This window comes from Rahnella victoriana, from assembly GCF_021276285.1.
Taxonomy (GTDB): domain Bacteria; phylum Pseudomonadota; class Gammaproteobacteria; order Enterobacterales; family Enterobacteriaceae; genus Rahnella; species Rahnella victoriana.
On record NZ_CP089919.1, the window covers coordinates 1,367,961 to 1,387,630 of the forward strand.

Below are 19,670 nucleotides of genomic sequence, written 5' to 3' on the forward strand. Positions count from 1 at the left end.
AGTGATTCGGGTTCGCGAGCGCAGCCAACGCACCTGCGGCTCGAAGGATGACGGGAAATCAGATAAGTCGGCGAGCCGCTTCTACAACAATCTTCACCGCATGGCTTTCGGTCTTCTTCATGGTTTCCGCATTAGGGATTTCCTGCTGCGTACGGTTCACGATGACACCGGCCACCATCCCGGCGCGCAGGCCCTGGCTTGCACACATGGTCAGCAGGGTTGCAGATTCCATTTCGTAGTTCATGACGCCCATTTCCTGCCACTCTTTCATCGATTCTTTGAAGCGACGGACAACGCGGCCGGAGAAGGTGTCATAACGTTCCTGACCCGGATAGAAGGTGTCAGAAGAGGCGGTAACGCCAATATGAGTGGCGGCGCCCACGGCTTCAGCCGCAGCAACCAGCGCGGTGGTACAGGCAAAATCGGCCACGGCCGGGAATTCCATCGGCGCAAAGTGCAGGCTCGCGCCATCAAGGCGAACGGCAGCAGTTGTCACCAGAACGTCGCCCACATTGATGTGTGGCTGGATCGCCCCTGTGGTACCGACACGCAGGAAGGTACGAATCCCCAGCTGAGCCAGTTCTTCCACCGCGATAGAGGTTGAAGGGCCACCAATACCGGTTGAGCAAACAATCACAGATTTGCCATCAAGCTCAGCACGCCATGAGGTAAATTCGCGGTGGGAAGCCAGACGAACCGGATTTTCCATCAGTTTGGCAATTTTTTCCACGCGCTCAGGATCGCCGGGCACAATCGCCAGCGTCGCGCCGTTTAAATCTTTTTTGGCCAGGCCAAGGTGGAAAACTTCAGGCTGAGACATAACAAACTCCTCTGTGTGTAAGGTCATTTATTGGCAGGAGGAACACCCGGCAACTGTACTGAACATTGTGACGTTATTTCGTGACGACCATCACTATGATGTAACAACAAGAATTGCGCATACATTTAATTTGTGACAAGCATCACAAATTAACAGGCGATTGCGGAAAGAATAAACAGGCAACCTCCTTTGCGAAGGTTGCCTGTTTTTCAGTTAACGCGGAACACAATCAGGCAGGGACGGCTTCTGCCGCCGCGCTGCGCGACCAGATCCGGTGTTTATGCATGTCTTCAAGGAAGGTTTTCAGCAATGCGCCTTCGGCTTTTTCGCCTTCGACAACGCCTTCTTCCGGCACATCATCCGTCAGCCCAAGAAGTGATTTGAAGCGGCGGGCATCACCACTTAACCCGATGACTTTCAGGTGCTTATAGGCCTCAAGCAGATAATGCCGCGCATCGCCGTTCATCAGTAACGCATCGATATGCCCGTGCGGAACAATGACGGCATCGACGGAAATGGAAGGCGCACCGGCAAAGGTGGCATCAACCGGCAAGGATGATCCGTCATCGGCCGTCACATTCCCCATATGACTGCCAAGCAGTTTCGGATGCACACCGGCAGCCTGAAGCGCCTGCAAGATTTCCAGAACATCTGCTGCATTCACGCCTTCACCCAGCAATATCGCCACCTGACGCCCTTTGATCGTGCCTTTACCGCTGGCATACAGGCTCAGCGACGGATCGTTTTTCAGGCCATTCACGGGCTTCGGTGGTTTGATTTTCAGGGTATCGGCCGACAACGTAATACCCAGATTTTTCGCCACTTTCTGCGCCAGTTCCTGATCAACATGCGCCAGCAGATCCACAACCCGCTCGCGGATATAAGGTCGCACGACTTTTGACAGTTCAAAGGAGAAGGCGCCGACAATATGATCCTGCTCCGTCGTGGTCTGACTCAGCCAGAACAGACGCGGGTGGGCGTAATACTCGGCAAAAGACGGGCTGCGCTGGCGGATTTTTTCTGCATCCACCCGTTCCGGATAGCTTTCAAAGCCGCCGCCGGACGCTGCGGGAGGCGTTTCCCTCGGCCAGTTATTGTTGATGGAGTTCGGCTCATAGTTCGCCGGATTAGTATCCACATCCTGCCGGTGCATGCCGTCACGCTGGAAGTTGTGGTAAGGGCAGGTCGGACGGTTAATCGGGATTTCATGGAAATTCGGCCCGCCCAGACGGCTGATTTGCGTATCCGTGTAAGAGAACAGACGCCCCTGTAACAGCGGATCATTGGTGAAATCAATGCCGGGCACGATATGCCCCGGATGGAATGCGGCCTGCTCAGTTTCGGCAAAGAAATTATCGGGATTACGGTTAAGCACCATTTTGCCAATCAACTCCACCGGCACCAGTTTTTCCGGGATCAGCTTGGTCGGGTCGAGCAGGTCGAAATCAAATTTGAACTCGTCTTCTTCGGGGATCAGCTGAATCCCCAGTTCGTATTCCGGGTAATCCCCCGCTTCGATGGCTTCCCACAAATCACGGCGGTGGAAATCGGCATCCTTCCCGGCCAGTTTCTGTGCCTCATCCCATAACAGCGAGGCTTTTCCGGCCACCGGTTTCCAGTGGAAGCGGACAAACGTGGCTTTTCCTTCAGCATTCACGAAGCGGAACGTATGGATACCAAACCCTTCCATTGTGCGGTAACTGCGCGGAATGCCGCGGTCAGACATCGCCCAGAAAATGTTATGCAAGGTTTCCGGTTGCAGGGAAACGTAATCCCATAAGGAATCATGCGCACTCGCGCCCTGCGGAATTTCGTTGTGCGGCTCGGGTTTGACCGCATGCACAAAGTCCGGGAATTTATGCGCATCCTGAATAAAGAACACCGGCGTATTGTTGCCCACCAGATCATAAATCCCTTCATCCGTGTAAAATTTGGTCGCCCAGCCGCGGATATCACGGACGGTATCTGCCGAACCACGGGAGCCTTGTACGGTAGAAAAGCGCACAAAGACCGGCGTTTTCTTTTCGGGATCGGAAAGGAAACTGGCTTTCGTCACGTCTTTCATATTGCGGTATGGCTGGAAGTAGCCATGTGCCGCTGCGCCGCGCGCATGAACGATACGCTCAGGAATGCGTTCGTGGTCAAAGTGGGTAATTTTCTCGCGCAGAATGAAATCTTCGAGCAGTGTCGGGCCACGGCTTCCGGCTTTCAGCGAATTTTGATCATCAGAAATTTTGGTACCCTGATTGGTGGTCAGCGGCTGTTTTTCACCGTTTTTACGATGACGTTCCAGAGCATCAAGTTTGGCATTGGTATTTTTCGGACTTTTGGCACTGCCGGAAGCCGTGGGCTCTTTTCCCGGCGGCGTCGGCTGAGGCGAAGGCTGATAAGCGCGATCATCGGGCGCCAGATCGCCAAGCCCTGGTTGTGAAGACTCAATGCCCGTGGCGGGGGCGCGGCTTACCGGTTTTGGCTCACTTTTCTTGTTCACTTTTGATGGCGATTTTGACATTGGACATAACTCCTCAGACAAAGGTTTGGGTGTTCTTTCACTCTTCCATGACAGTTTTCCTGATTAACGTTTAACTATAGAACATCTCTTGTGCCTTGCTGTTCATGCTTTCCGGCTATAGTTTTAATCCATAGCAACAAATTTTCGTATGGACACTTGCCTGGAGACCCCCGATGAAAAAAGAAGAATTGCTTACCCTGAAACAGGCTCCAACCAGCTTTGCCCCTGCCGTCACTCCCGTCGCCAGCACCACGATCCACACGGATACCAACGGGTTGCACGCAGGCCAGACCACCATTCCCTCACAGGGCGAAGATATGCCCGCTTATCTCGCCCGTCCGGAACAGTTCACCGGTAAATTGCCGATCATTCTGGTAGTGCAGGAGATTTTTGGCGTACACGAACATATTCAGGACATTTGCCGTCGTCTGGCAAAACAGGGCTATATGGCCATCGCACCCGAGCTTTATTTCCGTCAGGGCGACCCGCGTGATTACACCGAAATCAGCGAACTGTTTGCCCAACTGGTCAGCAAGGTGCCGGATCAGCAGGTACTTTCCGATCTCGACCATACCGCGCATTGGGCCTCCCAGCACGGCGGGGATATTTCCAAATTAGGCATCACCGGTTTCTGCTGGGGCGGGCGAATTACCTGGCTTTATGCGGCGCATAATCCGCAGCTGAAAGCGGGCGTGGCGTGGTACGGCAAACTGGTCGGCGACAAAACGCTGACCAGCCCGTCGAATCCGGTTGACCGCGCGGCGGCGCTGGATGCCCCGGTGTTGGGTTTGTATGGTGCGGAGGACTCCAGCATTCCGCCGGATACCATTGAAACGATGCGGCAGGCCATCCGGGCCGCCAATGCCACGGCAGAAATCGTGGTCTATCCCGAAGCGGGCCACGCCTTTAATGCTGATTACCGCGCAAGCTATCATGCCGAAGCGGCCACCGATGGCTGGCAACGGATGCTGGCATTCTTTGCTCAGTACGGTGTGAAATAAAAAGTACGCAGTGAAATCATTTAAAGCGTGAAAAACGACAAAGCCCGACAGGTTTTCCTGCCGGGCTTTTTATCGCAATGACATCCGTTACAACGACAGCTGCCCGAAAGCCCCCTGCCAGTCCTGTTCAAATTTATCGACAGCCGCCTGCACGGCGGGCGCGCTGATAAATTGCTCCGCCACATCCACCGGAAGAGTCACGGACTGACACCCCGCCAGCAGACAAGCCAGCACCTGACGCGGCGTTTTAAAGCTGGCCGCCAGCACTTTGGCATGCGGCGCATGAAGCGTCAGTAATTGCTGAAGCTCCGTCACCATTGCAATGCCGTCACCGCCCTGGGCATCCACCCGGTTGACATAAGGCGCAACATATTCAGCCCCCGCCAGCGCCGACAGCAATCCCTGCCCCGCGCCATACACTGCCGTGCCCAGCGTCGGGATTTTGCGGGTACGCAGAATCTTAATCGCCGCCAGCCCCGCTGGCGTCACCGGCACTTTCACCACCAGCCCCGGCACGCGGGAATGCAGCAATTCGGCTTCTTCCACGATCTGCTCCGTCTGGTTGGCCAGCACCTGAGCAAATAGTTTGCCTTCACCGCCCAGCGCATCACGCAGGGCTGGCAACACTTCCCACAATGAGGTGCCCGCTTTGGCAACAATGCTCGGGTTGGTGGTCACGCCCTGCAACGGCAAAATACGTGATAAATGTTTCACTGCGCTGATATCCGCAGTATCCAGATAAAGTTCCATACCCTCTCCTGTCAGAGTTCCAGTTCTTGTTTCAGCAGCGTTTCTATTTGTGCTGCGGTGGTCGAATGCATCAGTGCATCGCGGAAACTGTCATGCATGATCCGCCGCGCCAGCTTTGAGAAAATCCGCATATGCTGGTCGCCCGCGGCGTGTTTATTCAGGGTCAGCATGATGACAAATTGCGCCTCTTCATCGCCCCATTGCACCGGTTGCGGTAATTTCGCCACGCTGATGGTCGATTGCTCAATGTGTTCCGATTTGGTGTGCGGAATGGCAAAACCAAATCCCAGCCCGGTGGAAAATACCGCTTCACGCGCCCAGACATCGGCGGCGAGCTTGCGCGGATAGCGGCATCGCCCGGCCAGCATCAGGTTATCAACCATGCCTTTAATCACTTCTTCCTTGCTGCGCCAGTCGGCATTCAGCGCCACGCATTCGGCGGTGATCAGCGGCGCGTCGTTAACGGTCATCCGGAACTGCGCCAGCAGGTGTTCCACTTCCAGCGAGGTACGGCATTGCATCGCGCGGTTGAGCAGCAGACGGCACTCGCGGCTGTCGAGCTTTGCCAGACGCGCCTTGGTGACCGGCACGGACGGCGCACTCATGCTGATTTCATCCAGCCCCAGCCCGACCAGCAGCGGTAACACCGAGCCTTTCGCCCCCAGCTCGCCACATAAGCCAATCCATTTCCCGTGACGATGCACTTCACGCACGACGTGATCCAGCCCGCGCAGAAATGCCGGATTCAGGCTGTTGTAATGGCGGGTCACTTTGGCGTTATCCCGGTCAACCGCCAGCAGATACTGCGTCAGGTCATTACTGCCGATGCTAAAGAAATCAATCTCTTCGCAGCACTGATCAATGATGAACATCACCGACGGCACTTCCAGCATGATCCCCAGCTGAATTTTTTCATCAAACGGGATCTGCTCACCGCGCAGCGACTGTTTGGCTTCCGCCAGCTGATCTTTCACCCATAAAATCTCTTCCATGGAGGAGATCATCGGGATCATGATTTTCAGCGGTCCGTGTGCCGACGCACGCAGAATTGAACGCAACTGGGTGCGGAATAACGGCAGGAATTCCTGATAGATACGCACGGCGCGATAGCCGAGGAACGGGTTATTTTCGGCAGGGATATTCAGATAATGAACCGGTTTATCGCCGCCGATATCCATGGTGCGGATAATAATGGTTTTACCCCTGGCGGCTTCCGTTGCCTGACAGTAAATGTTGTACAGTTCATCTTCGGAAGGCGCACTGACGCGATCCATATAAAGCATTTCAGTACGGAACAGCCCGACGGCTTCCGCGCCGTTGGCAAAGGCCGCGCTGGCCTCCACCGAATGCGCGATATTGGCCGCCACTTCCAGCCGCACGCCATCGGCGGTGTAGCCGGGTTTCTCAAGGTATTCGCTCTGCTGCTCACGCAAAGCCTGATGTACCGCCTGTTCCTGACGGTAATAACGGCGCACCGGTTCACTGAGCGCGCAGGCAATCAGCCCCAGATCGCCGTCGATCTGCACTTCCTGCTGCAAATACGGCTGCAATGGCCGGGGATCGACCCCCACCAGCGCGGGAATATTAAACGATCGGGCGAGGATCACCGTATGCGAGGTACTCCCCCCGCTGCCGAGCAACAACCCTTTCAGGTGTTTTTTATCCAGTTCGAGAAACTGGCTCGGCGTCAGTTCATCGGCCAGACAAATGCTGGCTTCGCTCAGTGCCTGCTGCGAAGGGAAGCGCGCTTCGCCATAGATATGCTGCAACAGCTGGAAGCTGACATCACGAATATCCAGTTCACGTTCACGCAAGTAGGCACTGGAGGATTGTGCGAGTTGCGCACTGAAATACGCGGCGGTCTCCACAATGCTTTGCGCACAGCTTTGGCCTTGCGCCACGCGGTTCAGCAGAGCCTCACGCAGGCTGTTATCACGCAGCAGGGAACGGTGCGCTTCCAGCACGGCGGTGATCGTGCCGCTGCCCGCCATCAGTTGTAAATCAAGGGATTTTTCCAGCGCGTCCAGCCCGCCGGCCAGCAAACCCTGCTCTTTATCGTTGCCCTGAGATTCAGGCAAACCGGTGAGTGCGGCGAGATCCACACTGGACAGGCTGACCAGTTTCCCCACGGCACAGCCTTCGCTGACGGAGCGGGCACGGAAAAGGAGAGGAGAAAGATGCGCCAGAGATTCAGGAAGCGGCTCAAGTCCGGCGGTTTCATCCAGTTCAGGCAGGGCTTCATCGCAATGAGGAAGCTGATGTTCAATAAAATGCGCCAGTGCCGCATGTGCGGCCTCTTCATCATGTCCTTCAATCGTCACATGACATTCATCGTCCAGCAGAATATCGGCACCAATCAGCGACAGCACACTTTTGCCATCGGCAATGCGGTCTGACCGCGCATTGTGCCACTGAAAGGTTGACCCGAAGCCGTTACACAACGTCTCGATATGACTGGCCGGTCGGGCATGAACCCCATTAACCAGCATGCAGGTGAAGCTCAACTTCTTGGTCATTTCTGAATCCTCATCCCAAATTCCGGTGTAATGCACCGGCTACTTGCAGAATAAGAGTCAGACGGATCCGCTGGCTACCAGACAAAAATGACAAACACTGGATAAATGTAATGTCTGTTGTTTTTTGCGAGCCAGCTCACACGCCACCAGGGGGCAGAAACCTCGCACTGTTTCAGGTTATTTGAACCTGCTCGCATTTTTGTTCGGACATTACAAAAGTCCAGTAAAACACAATTTTGTCCACTATTAGCGTCCCCGGCAGCAGCCTATTGTTGAGGTCGATAGCCTTTCTGTATCCGGGGCTTTTTCGAAAGATATTCCGTTCTTTTCGCCCGACACCGGAGCTCATCATGAAAGACCTGCTCAATATTCTAAAAAATACCCGCCAGCATCTGATGACCGGCGTGTCCCATATGATCCCTTTCGTGGTCGCGGGCGGCATTCTGCTGGCGGTGTCCGTGATGCTGTATGGCAAAGGTGCCGTGCCGGATGCCGCCACCGATCCGAACCTGAAAAAGCTGTTTGATATCGGCGTCGCCGGTTTAACCCTGATGGTGCCTTTTCTGGCGGCGTACATCGGTTATTCCATCTCTGACCGGTCCGCGCTGGCGCCTTCGGCGATCGGTGCCTGGGTCGGCGCTTCCTTTGGCGCAGGCTTCTTCGGCGCCATCATCGCCGGTCTGCTGGGTGGGATTATCGTGTTCTACCTTAAAAAGATCCGCGTGCCGAAGATCCTGCGTTCTGTGATGCCGATCTTCGTGATCCCGATCATCGGCACCCTGCTGACGGCGGGGATCATGATGTGGGGGCTGGGTGAACCTGTCGGGTTGCTGACGGCTTCCCTGACTCACTGGCTGCAAGGCATGCAACAAGGCAGCATCATTGTGCTCGCCATTATCATGGGGCTGATGCTGGCGTTCGACATGGGCGGACCGGTCAATAAAGTCGCCTACGCCTTCATGCTGATCTGCGTGGCGCAGGGCGTGTATACGGTGGTCGCGATTGCTGCGGTGGCGATTGCCACCCCGCCGCTCGGGCTGGGTTTCGCGACGCTGATTGGCCGCAAATATTATTCCACTGAAGAGCGTGAAGCGGGCAAAGCCGCGATGTTAATGGGCTGCGTCGGCGTCACCGAAGGGGCCATTCCTTTCGCTGCCGCCGACCCGCTGCGGGTCATTCCTTCCATCATGATGGGTTCTGCCTGTGCAGCGGTCACCGCCGCGCTGGTGGGGGCGCAATGCTACGCCGGTTGGGGCGGTCTGATTGTGCTGCCGGTTGTGCAGGGAAAACTGGGGTATATCGGCGCGCTGCTGGTTGGCATGGTCGTCACCGCTCTGTGCGTCAACACACTGAAATATCTGGCCGCGAAAAAGCAGTCGGCGAAAACACGTCAGGAATCTGACCTTGATCTGGACTTCGAAATTAACTGATTTCTCTGCCAAAAATAGAAGGAAAACATCATGACTCACATTATTGCTGTGACTGCCTGCCCGTCCGGTGTTGCCCACACGTATATGGCCGCTGAAGCCATTGAACGCGCCGCAAAAGCCAAAGGCTGGGAATGCAAAGTGGAAACGCAGGGTTCTATCGGTCTGGAAAACGAACTGACGCCGGAAGATGTGGCGGCCGCAGATATCGTGATCCTGACCAAAGATATCGGCATCAAACAGGAAGAACGCTTTAAAGGCAAAGTGACGGTGCGCGTCGCCATCAGCGATGCCGTAAAACGTGCGGATGCCATCATGGAAAAAATTGAGGCACACCTCGCCAAAGCCGCTGTCACGGATTGATCACAAGGAGAACAAGATGACTTCCCGTACCGAACGTCTGAAAGCCGCACTTTTCGCCAGCCCGCGTGAAATCTCGCTGGAACGTGCCCTGCTGTATACCGAAAGCCACCGCCACACCGAAGGCGAACCTACGCTTTTACGGCGCGCGAAAGCCACGGCCTACATTCTGGATAACGTGGAAATTGCCCTGCGGGATGATGAACTGATTGCCGGTAACCGCACGGTCAAACCGCGTGCGGGAATAGTCTCTCCTGAAATGGATCCCTACTGGCTGCTGAAAGAACTGGATGGGTTTGCCACCCGTCCGCAGGATCGCTTCTCGATTTCGGCGCAGGATAAACAGATTTACCGCCAGCAACTTTTCCCTTACTGGGAATCGCGTTCGATGAAGGATTTCATCAACAGCCAGATGCCGGAAGAGGTGAAAACCGCCACCCAAACGCAGATATTCAGCATCAACCAGACTGACAAAGGTCAGGGGCATATCATTATTGATTATCCACGGCTGCTGAATACCGGTCTGGATAATCTGGTGGCGGAGCTTGTGCAACACGTTGAACAGGCACCGGACAATGCGTTTTATCGGTCAGCCCTGATTTTGCTGCAGGCGGCGCAGCGGCATATTTTACGCTACGCCACGCTGGCAGAATCGCTGGCGGAAACTTGTCAGGACAACACCAGAAAACAGGAACTGGCGCGTATTGCCGGGGTTTCACGCCAGATTTCCGCTCACAAACCGCAGGATTTCTATCAGGCCTGTCAGCTGTTCTGGTACATGAACATCATTTTGCAATACGAATCCAACGCCAGTTCTTTGTCGCTCGGCCGTTTCGATCAGTACATGCTGCCCTTCTATCAGCATTCCCTTTCACATGGCGAATCACCGGCATTCCTGAAAGAGTTACTGGAAAGCCTGTGGGTGAAATGCAACGACATCGTGCTACTGCGCTCGACCGCCAGCGCGCGTTATTTCGCCGGATTCCCGACCGGCTACACCATTTTACTCGGTGGCCTGACTGATACCGGCCGCAGCGCCGTCAATGTGCTGTCATTTTTATGTCTGGACGCTTATCAGAATATTTGCCTGCCACAGCCCAATCTGGGCGTGCGGGTCAATGAACTGATCGACCGTCCGTTCCTGCTGAAAACCGCCGAAACCATCCGGCTCGGCACCGGCATTCCGCAGATATTTAATGATGAAGTGGTGGTTCCTGCGTTTCTCAATCGCGGCGTGCGTCTTGAGGATGCGCGGGATTATGCCGTGGTCGGTTGCGTCGAGCTGTCGATCCCCGGAAAAACCTACGGGCTGCACGATATTGCCATGTTTAACCTGCTGAAAGTCATGGAACTGACGCTGCATGAAAACGAAGGCCACGCGGCGATCACCTATCCGGAACTGGTGGAACATATCCGCCAGAAAATCAGCCATTACGTCAGGCTGATGGCGCAGGGCAGCAATATCTGCGATATCGGCCACCGCGACTGGGCACCGGTTCCGCTGCTGTCTTCTTTCATCGACGGCTGCCTGGACAGCGGGCGCGACATCACCGCAGGCGGCGCGCGTTACAACTTTTCCGGCGTGCAGGGGATTGGCATCGCCAACCTCAGTGATTCCCTGCATGCGCTGAAAGGTATGGTGTTTGATCAGCAACGCCTGACCTTTGATGAGCTGCTGGCTTCACTGAAAGAAAATTTCGCCAGCGAGGAAGGTCGCGCCATCCGCGCCCGTCTGATTAACCGCTTTGAAAAATACGGCAATGACATTGATGAGGTTGATCTGATCAGTGCCGATTTGCTGCGGTTTTATTGCAAGGAAGTCGAGCAGTACCGCAACCCGCGCGGTGGTCAGTTCACACCGGGGTCTTATACGGTTTCCGCACACGTGCCGCTGGGTGCGGTGGTCGGCGCAACGCCGGACGGTCGTTATGCCGGTGAGCAACTGGCGGACGGCGGCCTTTCGCCGATGCTGGGACAGGATCATCAGGGGCCGACAGCGGTGCTTAAATCCGTCAGCAAACTCGACAATATGCTGCTCTCCAACGGCACGCTGCTGAATGTAAAATTCACACCCTCCACGCTCGAAGGCCAGCAGGGGCTGAATAAACTGGCCGATTTTCTCGGCGCGTTCACCCGCCTGAAGTTGCAACATGTGCAGTTCAATGTGGTGAATGCCGAACAGCTTCGCGAAGCGCAAAAACGACCGCAGGATTTCGCGGGGCTGGTCGTCAGGGTGGCAGGATACAGCGCGTTCTTTGTGGAGCTGTCAAAGGAGATTCAGGATGACATCATTGGCCGCACCGCGCATCAGCTCTGAGTTGCGCATTCCGGTAATCAATGCGCCGGAAAGACAGGGACGTATTTTCAATATCCAGCGTTTTTCCCTCAACGATGGTCAGGGTATCCGTACCCTGGTGTTCTTCAAAGGCTGCCCGCACCGCTGTCCGTGGTGCGCCAACCCTGAATCCATGTCGCCACGCATTCAGATCATCAAACGTCAGGCAAAATGTCTGAACTGCCGCACCTGTCTGCAGGATCCCAGCGAATGCCCGAGTGGTGCGATGGAATACGTCGGCGAAGACATCCCGCTGTCCGCTTTAATGACGCGACTGCTGAAAGATGACGTGTTTTTCCGCTCATCGGGCGGCGGAGTGACGCTTTCCGGCGGCGAAGTGCTGATGCAACACGCGTTTGCCGGTGAGTTGCTGAAAGCGTTGCAGAATTTAGGGATTCATACAGCAATCGAAACGGCGGGCGATGCACTGGAGGATCATCTGCTGTCGCTCACCGATCACTGCGATCAGGTGCTGTATGACTTCAAAATCATGGATCCCGCTCAGGCGAGATCCGTGCTCAATATGAACCAGCCAAGGGTGCTGGAAAACTTCACGGCACTGGCTCAACGCGGCGTTAAACTGCTGCCCCGCTTACCGCTGATCCCCGGTTTCACCCTGACGCTGGAAAATATGCGACACATTCTCGATTTCCTTAAGCCCTTCAACTTACATGAAATCCATCTGCTACCCTTCCATAAATACGGTGAAGCGAAATACCCGTTACTGGATAAAACGTATTCAATGCACAAAATCCCTGTGCCGGATGCCGCAACTATTGCACCGTTTCAGGCGATGGCCGAAAAATACGGCTATAAGGTGACACTCGGTGGATAAATTTTTTAATCAGGGGAAATGATATGTCGCTCAAACTGGTTGCCGTGACTGCCTGTATCAGCGGTGTGGCGCATACGTATATGGCGGCAGAAAAGCTGGAAAAACTGTGCCAGCACGAAAAATGGCAGGTGAAAGTCGAAACGCAGGGTGCGCTGGGCGTGGAAAATGCGCTGTCGGAAAGTGATATTGCTCAGGCGGATCTTGTTCTGCTGATCACCGAAATCCAGCTGGAGAACAGCGGGCGGTTTACGCATAGCCGCTGTGTTCAAACCGGCATTCAGCCGTTTTTGCGCACTCCGGAAAAAGTGATGGCGGCCGTTAGAAAAATCGCCACCTCGCCGCAGGGCACAAAAATCGTGTTGTCTTAACGGCTACGGCTCAATATTTTCAAGCTGACTGCGGTACTGCCGACGGTACTCCGAAGGAGAACGCTCGGTACTTTTCCTGAACTGGCGGCAAAAATAGTTGCTGTCGACAAATCCGCAGGCATGCGCCACTTCCCTGACCTTCATGTCATAGCCTTTCAGCAAATTCTTCGCCTGCTCAAGTCGCACATAATTCAGGTATTCGTTCAGCCCGATACCGCCGCTTTTCTGGAACAAATGCGACAGATAATTCGGTGAAATATAGAAGGCTTGAGCAACAGAATCCCGGGTCAGCGGCTCGCGATAATGTTCCTCAATATGCTGGCGGATAGCCTCAAACAGCGCCTGACTGCGTGACGCGGTTTGTACGGAAGAACTGAACAAATCCAGCGCGTGGCTGAGTAAGCCTTTCACCAGAAACTGCGCCGTCGCCTGATCGCTGTGGTGCCAGGCCAGTTCATTTAGCGCCTGCAACATAAACGCGCCGACCCGGGGGCCGCGTCTGGCGACATTGCCTTTTTCGCTGGCGGTGAACTGCGCACCATCCCAGTTAAGCAGGCTGAAACCCAGCTGTTGCTTGCCAAATAACAGGCTCAGCGTCCGCACCGGTTTTTCCCACTGCGGACTGTTCCAGCCTTTCGCGGGAACGAACAACACATCGCCCGCCCGCAGCCGGGTGGGCTGATTATTCCCCTGCTCATCTTCCCAGTTCATCCGCTGCTCACCGTCGAGGATCAGTTCCAGTCGCGGGAAATCCACCTGATAAGCCAGTTCCGGCACAGGATGCTGAGCACCGGCAAAATACACCTGTCGGATACCGGCCGGATGTTCAAGTACCGGAGACAAAAGGGGAAAAAGAGAAGCAGTCATCGTCGCGCCACCTGTCAGCAGAATATTTCTATGATAACCAACCTGCGCCGGAGACTGAAAAGGAAGTCGCAAATTTGCGGGAGGGAATGGGAAATCCGGCGCGCCGGAGAAGTGACGCGCCGGTAAACACCCCGTTTCAGGGGATTACGCCTGCGGAGGCTGGCCGTTAGAGGCAGAAAGACCGCCATCCACCGGCAGGTTTACCCCGGTGACAAAACGGGCGTCATGACTGGCGAGAAAGGCAATCACATCGGCAATTTCTTCCGGCTCTGCGCCACGCCCCAGCGGGATACGTTCGGCAAATTTTGCCAGCAGCGGCTTATTGTCTTTAATGTCTGCCGCCATATCGGTGAACGTCAGCGACGGACACACCGCGTTAACGCGCACGCCGTCCTTGCCGTGATCCATGGCGATGGCGCGGGTAAAGTTGGTCACGCCGCCTTTGGCCGCATTGTAAAAACTCATGCCCCAGTCGCCGCCCATGCCGGACACCGAGGAGATATTGACGATATTGCCTTTGCTTTTAATCAGCGCGGGCATGAAAAAGCGCGTGCAGTAGAAAACACCGCTGAGATCGATACCCATGATTTTCTGCCAGTCATCGAGGCTGGCCTCTGTCACTTTGCCCTGCACCACGACGCCAGCGCCGTTCACCAGCACATCAACGCGGCCGAATTTATCCTCAATCACTTCTGCCATACGCTCCACATCTTGCGGGTTCGAAACATCCGCCAGATGAATGTAATACTGCGTACTGCTTAAGGTTTTGGCGACTTTCTCCAGTTTTTCTTTTGTCCGGCCGACCAGCACCACAATGGCTCCTTCCGACGAAAAACGCCGTGCCGAGGCAGCGCCCATGCCCGAACCTGCACCGGTCACGACCACCACTTTATCTTTAAATCGGTTCATATTTTCTCTCCCTGTCTGATGAGGCTTAGATTGTGAAACCTGTCTTAAGCCTAGCGGAGAACCGCGCCGCGCGTGGAAACCGGCCGGAGATAAGAACGGCAATCGCGCCACAGCGACCGCCGGACGCGGGCTGAAAGAGACGTAACAAAGTGCGAATGAGAACAATAAAAAAGGGGCACCAGAGTGCCCCAAACGTGTCAGTAACAACACAACGTCATTTTACTCAGTGCAAAATCAGGCTTTCTCAGCGCGCAGGCGCCTGGCGGCTTTCACCATGTTTTCCAGCGACTCGCGGGTTTCCGGCCAGCCACGGGTTTTCAGGCCGCAGTCCGGGTTCACCCACAGGCGTTCTGCCGGAATACGATCCGCTGCTTTACGCAGCAGGTCTTCAATCCATTCCACGCTGGGTACATTCGGTGAGTGAATGTCATACACACCCGGCCCGATTTCATTCGGATACTCGAAGTCTTTGAACGACTCCAGCAAGTCCATATCGGAGCGTGAGGTTTCGATGGTGATCACATCCGCGTCCAGCGCGGCAATCGAGTCCATGATGTCGTTGAATTCGCAGTAACACATGTGGGTGTGGATCTGCGTGTCATCGCGGGCAATCGCCGCATTCAGTTTGAACGCATCCACGGCCCAGCGCAGGTAGGCGTTCCACTCAGACCGGCGCAATGGCAGGCCCTCGCGCAGTGCCGGTTCATCAATCTGGATAATACCGATACCGGCTTTTTCCAGATCTTCCACTTCGTCGCGCAGCGCCAGCGCAATTTGTCTGGCGATGGTTTCACGGCTGACATCTTCACGCGGGAAGGACCAGCAGAGAATGGTCAGCGGACCGGTCAGCATGCCTTTCACCGGTTTTTCGGTCAGCGACTGCGCGTACTTCGCCCACTCAACGGTGATGGCCTGCGGACGGCTGACGTCACCGATAATCACCGGCGGTTTTACGCAGCGTGAACCGTAGCTTTGTACCCAGCCGTTTTGCGTGAACACAAAACCGTCCAGATGTTCGCCGAAGTATTCCACCATGTCGTTACGTTCAGCTTCACCGTGAACCAGCACGTCGATACCCAGACGTTCCTGCTCTTTAATGGCTTGCTTAATATGTTCGCTGATGCCGGTGCGGTATTTAGTGTTATCCAGACGACCCTGTTTGAAGTCCAGACGCAGGCCACGGATTTCGGTGGTTTGCGGGAATGAACCGATGGTGGTAGTCGGCCAGGCTGGCAGGTTGAAACGGGCGCGCTGCGCTTTGGCGCGTTCGGTGTAAACATTCGGCCGCTCAATATCTGCGGCTGTGATCGCCGCCACGCGTTTACCGACCGCCGGATTGTTCACACGGGCGGATTCACGGCGGGCGCGGATTGGCGCGCTATACTCCGCCAGTTTTTGCTGCGCTTCAGCGGTCGGATTGTTCAGTGCCGAGGTCAGTAAGGCCAGTTCTGCACATTTTTGCAGGGCGAAGGCGAACCAGCTTTTCACTTCCTCATCCAGACGGCTTTCGACGCTTAAGTCGATCGGGCTGTGCAGCAGCGAACAGGAGCTGCCGATCCAGATATTGCGCGCCGCCACCAGCGGTTTCAGACGCTCAAACCAGGTGCTCAGATCGGCGCGCCAGACGTTACGGCCATTGATGACACCCAGAGAAATCAGCCAGTCTTCAGGCAGTTTGCTGATGACGCTTTGCAGGTCATCGCGACCGGCGACGGCGTCAATGTGCAGCCCCTGTACCGGCAACTGACGGATAGTGTCTAGGTTGTGCCCGACGCTGTCGAAATAAGTGGTCAGCAGCAGTTTGGTTTTGCTCTGTTCCAGCGCGGTATAAGCCGGTTTATACGCATCCAGCCACTCCTGCGGCAGTTCCAGCACCAGTGCCGGTTCATCAATCTGCACCCATTCGATGTCACGTTTTGCCAGTTCAGCCAGCACCTGCTGGTAGACCGGCAGAATGTCGTTGAGCAGGGAAAGACGGTCAAACTGTTCGCCTTTCACTTTGCCGAGCCACAGATAGGTCAGCGGCCCCAGCAGAACCGGTTTTACTTTGTGGCCGAGCGCCAGCGCTTCGTCCACTTCTTCCAGCAGTTGTGTCCAGCTCAGTTTGAATTTCTGCCCTTTGACAAACTCCGGCACCATATAGTGATAGTTGGTGTTAAACCATTTTGTCATTTCCGCAGCGGCAGCCGGTTTACCGGTCGGTGCGCGGCCACGGCCAAGACGGAATAAGGTATCGAGATCAACAGAGCCGTCGGCATTCTGGTGACGTGCGGGCACGTTTCCCAGTAACAGGCTGGTGGTGAGTACGTGATCGTACCAGGCGAAATCGCCCACCGGCACCAAATCCACGCCTGCTTCAGCCTGTTGCTTCCAGTGACGGGCGCGCAGTTCACGTCCGGTTGCCAGCAGTTCTTCCTGAGTGGAATTGCCTGCCCAGTAGCTTTCTTGTGCTTTTTTAAGTTCACGACGCAGACCAACGCGTGGAAAACCCAGAGTGTGATTCAGTATCGTCATCTTTTTAATTCCTGTTTAGCCATCCAGATGTTTACACATCCATAATCCGCAGGTACTGTATATTCCACAAGCGCAAATTATTCATGACACAGTGAAGGACTCTCATGATCGAACTGAAACACCTGCGAACGTTGCAAGCACTGCGCAACACCGGGTCACTGGCCGCAGCCGCCTCGCAGCTTCATCAGACACAATCGGCCCTGTCGCACCAGTTCAGTGACCTTGAGCAACGCCTCGGTTTCAGGTTGTTCGTGCGAAAAAGTCAGCCTTTGCGTTTTACCCCGCAGGGCGAAATCATGCTGAATCTGGCTGAACAGGTGCTGCCGCAAATCCAGCAGGCGTTACAGGCCTGCAACGAGCCGCACCAGACTTCACTGCGCATCGCGATTGAATGTCACAGCTGTATTCAGTGGCTGACGCCCGCGCTGGATAACTTCCATCAGAACTGGCCGCAGGTGATGATGGATTTCAAATCCGGCGTGACCTTCGACCCGCAGCCCGCGCTGCAGCAGGGCGAGCTGGACATCGTATTAACCTCCGACATCCTGCCGCGCAGCGGTTTGCATTATTCACCGATGTTCGATTTTGAAGTGCGTCTGGTGCTGGCTCCGGACCATCCGCTGGCGGCCAAAACGGTGATCACGCCGGAAGACCTCAGCACAGAAACGCTGATGATTTATCCGGTACAGCGTCAGCGTCTGGATATCTGGCGTCATTTTCTGCAACCGGCAGGGGTCAGCCCGTCACTGAAAAGTGTCGATAACACGTTGTTATTGATTCAGATGGTGTCGGCGAGAATGGGTATTGCGGCGTTACCGCACTGGGTCGTAGAGAGTTTTGAGCGCCAGGGTCTGGTGGTGACCAAAACCCTGGGCGATGGCTTATGGAGCCGCCTGTACGCTGCCGTGCGTGACGGCGAACAGCGTCAGCCGGTGACCGAAGCCTTTATTCGTTCGGCGCGGCAGCACGCGTGCGATCATCTGCCGTTTGTTCGCGACGCGGCACGACCCAACGCCGGTGTACCCACAGTGAGGACATAATCACGGCCGCACCGATGATAAAGCTCGGCCAGTGCGGCTGCTGTTGCCAGATCGCCAGATTCACCAGCAGCCCGGCCGGGACGTGAAAGTTATTCATAATCCCCAGCGTTCCCGCATCAACCTGCGTCGCCCCGTAGTTCCACATGAAATATCCCAGCCCGGAAGCGCCGATCCCCAGCCACACCAGAATGCCCCACTGTAAATTCGTGGTCGGCAGTTTCTGCGGATTGCCCCACAGGAACCACGCCACGACGGCACACAGCAGCGCGCCAAGATAGAACCAGGAAAACGCCGTGTGCTGCGGCATCGGCCGGGTTTCCATCAGTCGTTTGTAGCCCACCTGCCCGATGGCAAAACAGATATTTGCCGCCTGCACCAGCAGCAAGCCAATGATGAAGTGTTCGCTGATATGGTCGTAACGGATAATCGCTGCTCCGGCCACCGCCAGCAGGGCGCTGAGCGCATAGCCAATGCGGATTTTGCGGCCACTGATCAGGTCATAAATCAGCGTGACATACAGCGGCGTCATCACCGTGAACAACAGGAATTCCGGTACCGACAGGTAGAGATACGCCTCGAAGCTGATGAGATACATGATCCCAAGCTGCATCGCCCCGACCGCCATATACAGCAAAATGGTGGTGAACTGATGGCCTTTCCAGCGCAGGAAAGGCAGAAAGACCAGCGCCGCCAGCCCTAAACGGACCAGCACGGAAAACACGCTGTCGACCTGTCCGGCCAGATAGACGCCGATCAGGCTGAAGGAGAAGGCCCACAAAATGGTGGTGATAATAAGTAAAGGCACGGCAGTTCGCCCTGTTTGTCAGTGAAAAGTGTGAAAGATGCACGATTGTAACGGAATGAGGGAAACCGCGACGGGTGAAGGTGGTTGACGTCTGTTCAATTATAGAGCAAACGAGAGCCACGCCACGCTTTGAGGGAATCGTGCGCTCAAATGACACGCCCGCCGCCGGGATGGCATACACTTAAACGATGACTGTAAATGGAGGATGACCTGATGAAATGTTTATATGGAATGCTCGCCGCGCTGCCATTGCTGTTTGCCGTGCAAACCGCCAGCGCCGCCGAAAAGGTACCGAATCCTAACGATCCGCTGCTGACCAACCCGTCGCAACAGCGTATGCAGCAGCAACAGCAAAACAATCAGCAGATGCAGAAACGTCAGCAGGAGCAGGATCTGCGTAACAGTCAGCAACAGCAACAACTCAAGCTGAAGTCGCAAATCCAGAGCAATCAGCAGCGTTTGCAGATCCAGCAAAATAACCAGACGCTGAATCAGAAATTGAATCAGACGCCTTAGGGCGTCTTTCCTCTTTTCTGTTCCTTAAACGCCCGCCACTTTCTGTAAAATAAAGACTCTTTCCAACAAGGCTATTATTTTTATAAGAGCCTTGT

Annotated in this window: 16 protein-coding genes; 8 read left to right on the forward strand and 8 right to left on the reverse strand. The window is 55.2% G+C overall.

Annotation, left to right across the window (positions count from 1 at the left end; genetic code table 11):
• Nucleotides 1-58 precede the first annotated feature (58 nt).
• On the reverse strand, nt 59-820 hold the full coding sequence (gene udp, locus J9880_RS06345) for a uridine phosphorylase (protein ID WP_095924264.1): 762 nt from the start codon (nt 818-820) through the stop codon (nt 59-61).
• Between the two features lie 229 nt (nt 821-1,049).
• Complete coding sequence (katE, locus tag J9880_RS06350) at nt 1,050-3,332, reverse strand: catalase HPII (protein ID WP_408637220.1); 2,283 nt, start codon at nt 3,330-3,332, stop codon at nt 1,050-1,052.
• Nucleotides 3,333-3,505: 173 nt separating this feature from the next.
• Here katE and J9880_RS06355 point away from each other — a divergent pair, with 173 nt between their 5' ends.
• Nucleotides 3,506-4,333: a dienelactone hydrolase family protein gene (locus J9880_RS06355; protein ID WP_119825642.1), complete on the forward strand. Its 828-nt coding sequence runs from the start codon at nt 3,506-3,508 to the stop codon at nt 4,331-4,333.
• A gap of 87 nt (nt 4,334-4,420) precedes the next feature.
• Here the strand turns inward: J9880_RS06355 and fsa are convergent, their stop codons facing one another.
• Together fsa and ptsP are read right to left on the reverse strand one after the other, a co-directional pair.
• Nucleotides 4,421-5,083: a fructose-6-phosphate aldolase gene (gene fsa / locus J9880_RS06360; RefSeq protein ID WP_095924262.1), complete on the reverse strand. Its 663-nt coding sequence runs from the start codon at nt 5,081-5,083 to the stop codon at nt 4,421-4,423.
• An 11-nt stretch (nt 5,084-5,094) separates the two neighbouring features.
• A complete protein-coding gene (ptsP, locus tag J9880_RS06365; RefSeq protein ID WP_232770225.1) occupies nt 5,095-7,599 on the reverse strand; it encodes a phosphoenolpyruvate--protein phosphotransferase in 2,505 nt (834 codons plus the stop codon).
• Nucleotides 7,600-7,949: 350 nt separating this feature from the next.
• Between ptsP and J9880_RS06370 the strand changes: the two genes are divergently transcribed.
• The 5 genes from J9880_RS06370 to J9880_RS06390 are packed head-to-tail and all read left to right on the forward strand — an operon-like array spanning nt 7,950 to nt 12,924.
• On the forward strand, nt 7,950-9,029 hold the full coding sequence (locus J9880_RS06370; protein WP_095924260.1) for a PTS fructose transporter subunit EIIC: 1,080 nt from the start codon (nt 7,950-7,952) through the stop codon (nt 9,027-9,029).
• A gap of 30 nt (nt 9,030-9,059) precedes the next feature.
• Nucleotides 9,060-9,389: a PTS fructose-like transporter subunit IIB gene (locus tag J9880_RS06375; RefSeq protein WP_095924259.1), complete on the forward strand. Its 330-nt coding sequence runs from the start codon at nt 9,060-9,062 to the stop codon at nt 9,387-9,389.
• Between the two features lie 16 nt (nt 9,390-9,405).
• The gene (locus J9880_RS06380; RefSeq protein ID WP_195818162.1) at nt 9,406-11,703 is read left to right on the forward strand and encodes a formate C-acetyltransferase; all 2,298 of its coding nucleotides are present in this window, start codon (nt 9,406-9,408) and stop codon (nt 11,701-11,703) included.
• The gene (locus tag J9880_RS06385; RefSeq protein WP_195818163.1) at nt 11,669-12,556 is read left to right on the forward strand and encodes a [formate-C-acetyltransferase]-activating enzyme; all 888 of its coding nucleotides are present in this window, start codon (nt 11,669-11,671) and stop codon (nt 12,554-12,556) included. Before J9880_RS06380 ends, J9880_RS06385 begins: the two co-directional genes overlap by 35 nt.
• A 23-nt stretch (nt 12,557-12,579) precedes the next feature.
• Nucleotides 12,580-12,924: a PTS fructose-like transporter subunit IIB gene (locus J9880_RS06390; RefSeq protein ID WP_095924256.1), complete on the forward strand. Its 345-nt coding sequence runs from the start codon at nt 12,580-12,582 to the stop codon at nt 12,922-12,924.
• A gap of 3 nt (nt 12,925-12,927) precedes the next feature.
• On the opposite strand, the gene J9880_RS06395 is transcribed toward J9880_RS06390, so the two are convergent.
• The 3 genes from J9880_RS06395 to metE form a co-directional block, all read right to left on the reverse strand.
• Nucleotides 12,928-13,791, reverse strand: a complete 864-nt coding sequence (locus J9880_RS06395; RefSeq protein ID WP_131694079.1) for a helix-turn-helix domain-containing protein — start codon at nt 13,789-13,791, stop codon at nt 12,928-12,930.
• A 144-nt stretch (nt 13,792-13,935) separates the two neighbouring features.
• Nucleotides 13,936-14,700 (reverse strand): SDR family NAD(P)-dependent oxidoreductase, encoded by a 765-nt coding sequence (locus J9880_RS06400; protein ID WP_095924254.1) that lies wholly within the window; start codon nt 14,698-14,700, stop codon nt 13,936-13,938.
• A 234-nt stretch (nt 14,701-14,934) separates the two neighbouring features.
• Complete coding sequence (gene metE, locus J9880_RS06405) at nt 14,935-17,214, reverse strand: 5-methyltetrahydropteroyltriglutamate--homocysteine S-methyltransferase (protein WP_232770226.1); 2,280 nt, start codon at nt 17,212-17,214, stop codon at nt 14,935-14,937.
• Between the two features lie 104 nt (nt 17,215-17,318).
• Here metE and metR point away from each other — a divergent pair, with 104 nt between their 5' ends.
• Nucleotides 17,319-18,254 carry an HTH-type transcriptional regulator MetR gene (gene metR, locus J9880_RS06410; protein WP_095924245.1) on the forward strand — a complete coding sequence of 312 codons (936 nt, stop codon included), beginning with the start codon at nt 17,319-17,321 and terminating at the stop codon, nt 18,252-18,254.
• Here the strand turns inward: metR and J9880_RS06415 are convergent.
• A complete protein-coding gene (locus J9880_RS06415; protein ID WP_232770227.1) occupies nt 18,160-19,059 on the reverse strand; it encodes a carboxylate/amino acid/amine transporter in 900 nt (299 codons plus the stop codon). The genes metR and J9880_RS06415 overlap by 95 nt on opposite strands.
• 213 nt (nt 19,060-19,272) lie before the next feature.
• Between J9880_RS06415 and J9880_RS06420 the strand changes: the two genes are divergently transcribed.
• Nucleotides 19,273-19,575: a DUF2756 domain-containing protein gene (locus J9880_RS06420; protein ID WP_015699075.1), complete on the forward strand. Its 303-nt coding sequence runs from the start codon at nt 19,273-19,275 to the stop codon at nt 19,573-19,575.
• Nucleotides 19,576-19,670 lie beyond the last annotated feature (95 nt).

What these genes read in the sequence shown, in the direction of transcription:
- udp (WP_095924264.1), bottom strand. Translation starts at nt 820, where the DNA reads ATGTCTCAGCCTGAAGTTTTCCACCTTGGCCTGGCCAAAAAAGATTTA.
- katE (WP_408637220.1), bottom strand. Translation starts at nt 3,332, where the DNA reads ATGTCAAAATCGCCATCAAAAGTGAACAAGAAAAGTGAGCCAAAACCG.
- J9880_RS06355 (WP_119825642.1), top strand. Translation starts at nt 3,506, where the DNA reads ATGAAAAAAGAAGAATTGCTTACCCTGAAACAGGCTCCAACCAGCTTT.
- fsa (WP_095924262.1), bottom strand. Translation starts at nt 5,083, where the DNA reads ATGGAACTTTATCTGGATACTGCGGATATCAGCGCAGTGAAACATTTA.
- ptsP (WP_232770225.1), bottom strand. Translation starts at nt 7,599, where the DNA reads ATGACCAAGAAGTTGAGCTTCACCTGCATGCTGGTTAATGGGGTTCAT.
- J9880_RS06370 (WP_095924260.1), top strand. Translation starts at nt 7,950, where the DNA reads ATGAAAGACCTGCTCAATATTCTAAAAAATACCCGCCAGCATCTGATG.
- J9880_RS06375 (WP_095924259.1), top strand. Translation starts at nt 9,060, where the DNA reads ATGACTCACATTATTGCTGTGACTGCCTGCCCGTCCGGTGTTGCCCAC.
- J9880_RS06380 (WP_195818162.1), top strand. Translation starts at nt 9,406, where the DNA reads ATGACTTCCCGTACCGAACGTCTGAAAGCCGCACTTTTCGCCAGCCCG.
- J9880_RS06385 (WP_195818163.1), top strand. Translation starts at nt 11,669, where the DNA reads ATGACATCATTGGCCGCACCGCGCATCAGCTCTGAGTTGCGCATTCCG.
- J9880_RS06390 (WP_095924256.1), top strand. Translation starts at nt 12,580, where the DNA reads ATGTCGCTCAAACTGGTTGCCGTGACTGCCTGTATCAGCGGTGTGGCG.
- J9880_RS06395 (WP_131694079.1), bottom strand. Translation starts at nt 13,791, where the DNA reads ATGACTGCTTCTCTTTTTCCCCTTTTGTCTCCGGTACTTGAACATCCG.
- J9880_RS06400 (WP_095924254.1), bottom strand. Translation starts at nt 14,700, where the DNA reads ATGAACCGATTTAAAGATAAAGTGGTGGTCGTGACCGGTGCAGGTTCG.
- metE (WP_232770226.1), bottom strand. Translation starts at nt 17,214, where the DNA reads ATGACGATACTGAATCACACTCTGGGTTTTCCACGCGTTGGTCTGCGT.
- metR (WP_095924245.1), top strand. Translation starts at nt 17,319, where the DNA reads ATGATCGAACTGAAACACCTGCGAACGTTGCAAGCACTGCGCAACACC.
- J9880_RS06420 (WP_015699075.1), top strand. Translation starts at nt 19,273, where the DNA reads ATGAAATGTTTATATGGAATGCTCGCCGCGCTGCCATTGCTGTTTGCC.